This is a genomic window from Protofrankia sp. CiP1_Cm_nod2 (assembly GCF_920664355.1).
In the GTDB taxonomy this organism is placed as follows: domain Bacteria; phylum Actinomycetota; class Actinomycetes; order Frankiales; family Frankiaceae; genus Protofrankia.
Window position 1 is genome coordinate 22,173 of record NZ_CAKKTL010000042.1, and the last position, 3,081, is coordinate 25,253.

General features: G+C 69.8%; 4 protein-coding genes. All 4 read left to right on the plus strand.

Annotated features, from left to right (window positions below; translation table 11 throughout):
- Positions 1-388 (plus strand): metal-sulfur cluster assembly factor (locus NBW84_RS07045; protein WP_250282836.1); only part of this gene is annotated, 388 nt, incomplete at its 5' end.
- Between the two features lie 102 nt (positions 389-490).
- Positions 491-1,246 (plus strand): enoyl-CoA hydratase/isomerase family protein, encoded by a 756-nt coding sequence (locus tag NBW84_RS07050; RefSeq protein WP_250282838.1) that lies wholly within the window; start codon positions 491-493, stop codon positions 1,244-1,246.
- Positions 1,247-1,251: 5 nt separating this feature from the next.
- The gene (locus tag NBW84_RS07055; RefSeq protein ID WP_250282840.1) at positions 1,252-1,740 is read left to right on the plus strand and encodes a MaoC/PaaZ C-terminal domain-containing protein; all 489 of its coding nucleotides are present in this window, start codon (positions 1,252-1,254) and stop codon (positions 1,738-1,740) included.
- Complete coding sequence (locus NBW84_RS07060; protein WP_250282844.1) at positions 1,733-2,977, plus strand: thiolase family protein; 1,245 nt, start codon at positions 1,733-1,735, stop codon at positions 2,975-2,977. The genes NBW84_RS07055 and NBW84_RS07060 overlap by 8 nt, the downstream gene beginning before the upstream one ends.
- The last annotated feature ends 104 nt before the right edge of the window (positions 2,978-3,081 follow it).

Genomic DNA, 3,081 nt, shown 5'->3' on the forward strand with positions numbered 1-3,081 from the left:
GGGGACGGCGGCACCCACCGAGGAGCGGGTCCGTGCGGCGCTGCGCTCGGTCCCCGAGCCGTGTGGCCTGCTCATGCGTACCCCGATCGACATCTGCGAGATGGGGCTGGTCGACGGGATCGAGTGCCGCGCGGGGAACGTCCGGGTGGTGCTCGTCCTGACCGACACCTCCTGTGTGCACCTCTCCGGCCTGAAGCGTTACATCACCGATGTCCTGACCGCGCTGCCCGGCGTCGAGTCCGTCGAGGTCACGGTGTCGACGACCCAGCTGTGGACGCCGGACCGCCGACAGCCGGCACCGGGCCACCGCACCCGTCCCGAGAACATGCCGGCCGGTGACGCGCCGCGCGCCGCCGGCCGGCACCGCCGCGGCCGGGAGGCCCCGTGATCCGCCCTGTGCGGGATCCGGGCTCGCGGAACGCCTCACTTGTGGGCGGGCGGCACCCCTGCTAATGTTGAACAAACAATTGTTTCAGAAAGAGTGAGAACGATGGCATATATCACCCCAGTACTGGACGACTACGCGAAGAAATACCAGAACATACGTCTCGAACGTAAAGACGGAATCTTAGAGCTGACCGTCCACAGCGAGGGCAAGAGCCTGGTGTGGACGTCCAATGCCCACGACGAGCTGGCCTACTGCTTCGCCGACGTCGCCTGCGATCCCGAGAACAAGGTCGTCATCATCACCGGCGCCGGCGACTCGTTCTGCTCGGAGATCGACTTCTCGAGTTTCGGCCTCTCGACCGCGATCGACTGGTCGCAGATAATCTTCGAGGGCCAGCGGCTGCTGAACAACCTGCTCGACATCGAGGTTCCGGTGATCGCCGCTATCAACGGCCCGGCCACCATCCACCCGGAGATACCGGTCCTGTCCGACATCACGATCGCCGCGGACACCACCACTTTCCGGGACTCCCCGCATTTCCCGTCCGGCATCGTCCCCGGGGACGGGGCACACGTGACATGGACGCACGTGCTCGGGCCGCAGCGCGGCCGCTACTTCCTGCTCACCGGCCAGGAGCTCGACGCCCACCAGGCGCTGGACTACGGCGTGGTCAACGAGGTGCTCCCGGCCGAGCAGGTCCTCCCCCGCGCGCGCGAGATCGCCGAGAACATCGCGGCCAAGCCGCCGCTGGCCCGCCGTTACACCCGGGTGGCGCTGACCCGCGAGCTCAAGCGGCTCATGCACGAACAACTCAGCCTGGGCCTCGTCCACGAGGCGCTCGCCGCGCTGTCGCTATGAGCAGCATGACGCTCTCCGGTTTCAACCGTCTCAGGCGGTACTTCGAGGACTTCGCCGTCGGGGACGCCGTGCGCACCCCCGGCCGCACCGTCGACATCGGGGACATCACCACCTTCGCCGGCCTGACCGGGGACCACTACCCGCTGCACGTCGACGAGGAGTACGGCCGCACCACCCGCTTCGGCGGCCGTATCGCGCACGGCCCGCTCACCTTCGGCTTCGCGGTGGGGCTCGTCGCGCTCTCGGGCTTCCTCGGCGAGGCGATCGTGGCCTTCCTGGAGTGCCAGCACCTGCGTGCGCTGGCGCCCGTGCGCCCGGGCGACACCCTCCGGGTGCACGCGGAGGTCGTCGAGAGCGAGGCCGGCGCCAACCCCGGATACGGGACGCTGCGCCTCGACTACAGCGTAGTCAACCAGAAGGACGAGGAGGTCATGCGGTTCCGCATGGTCCTGCTCGCCCGCCGCCGACCACCCGTGGAGGACAACGGTGCCTGACAGTGATCCCGCTTCCGGTGCCGCCACGGCGAGCGCCCTGCCCGGCCGCGGCTCGCCGGAGGAGGCCGTCTTCATCGGCCTCGGCGAGCTGCCGTCCGGGCGCTACCCGGACCGCCCGTTCATGGGCCAGCTCGTGCACGCCGCGGTCGCCGCGGTCCGCGACGCCGGGCTCACCGTGCCCGACATCGACACCATCCTGCTGATCCCGTGCCTGCACTCCTTCGCGGACCAGGCCGATCTGATCTTCTCGCGGCTCGTCGAGGAGCTGGGGCTGCACGGGCGGGCCAAGAGCAGCTTCATGCTGCACTCCGGCGGCTCCACCAGCGACAACACGATCCGTTCCGCCGCGGGGCTGATCGCCAGCGGGCACGCGCGCAACGTCCTGGTCGTGCAGTCCGAGAAGTGGGGCTCCGCGCCGGTCGGCGAGATGATCGACATGCTCACCGCCAACGGCATCCCCCGCGAGTGGGAGAAGCTCTCCGGGCTGACGTTCAACGCCGTGGGAGCGCTCATCACATGCCGTTACATGGCCGCGAGCGGCTCCACCGCGGCGGACATGGCGTCGGTCTGCGTGGCGCTGCGCGAGTGGTCCCGGCTGAACCCCAACGCGATGTACAGGGACCGGACGCTCACCGTCGAGGAGATCCTGAACTCGAAGATGGTGACCGACCCGCTGCACGCGCTCGAGTGCCCCATGCTCGCCGACGGGGCCGTCGCGTTCGTCATGACCAGCGCCGGGAACGCCCGCCGCGCCGGCAGGGACGCCTGGGTGCGCATCGCCGGATCCGGCGGCTGCGTCTCCCACTACAGCATCGGCCAGGAGGCCGATCTCGCCGTGCTCGGCTGGGAGAAGGCCGGGGTGGACGCGTACGAGCAGGCCGGCTGGGGCCCCCAGGAGGCGGATCTCGCCGAGGTCTACGACTCCTACGCCGCGGTGCTCACCAGCGGTCTCGAAGGGCTCGGGCTCGCGCCGAAGCACGAGGCGGCCCGGATGTTCGCCAGCGGCGAGTTCTCACCGGGCGGGCGGCTGCCGGTCAACACCAACGGCGGGCTGCTGTCGGCCGGCCACACCGGGGTCGGCGGCGGCAGCGCACTGCTGGCGGAAGGAGTGCGCCAGCTGCTCGGCAGGGCAGACCCCTCCCGCCAGGTCGCCGGCGCCACCCGGGCGGTCTGCGGCGGCACCGGCGGGACCTACATGGACAGCCAGGTACTGCTGCTGGAGGGGGTGGCCCGGTGACCGACACCGGCATGGAAACGCTCACGGAGCCGTACTACGAGGCGCTGAAGCGCGGTGAGCTCGTCGTCCAGCACTGCAAGGCGTGCAATCGCAACATCATGTAT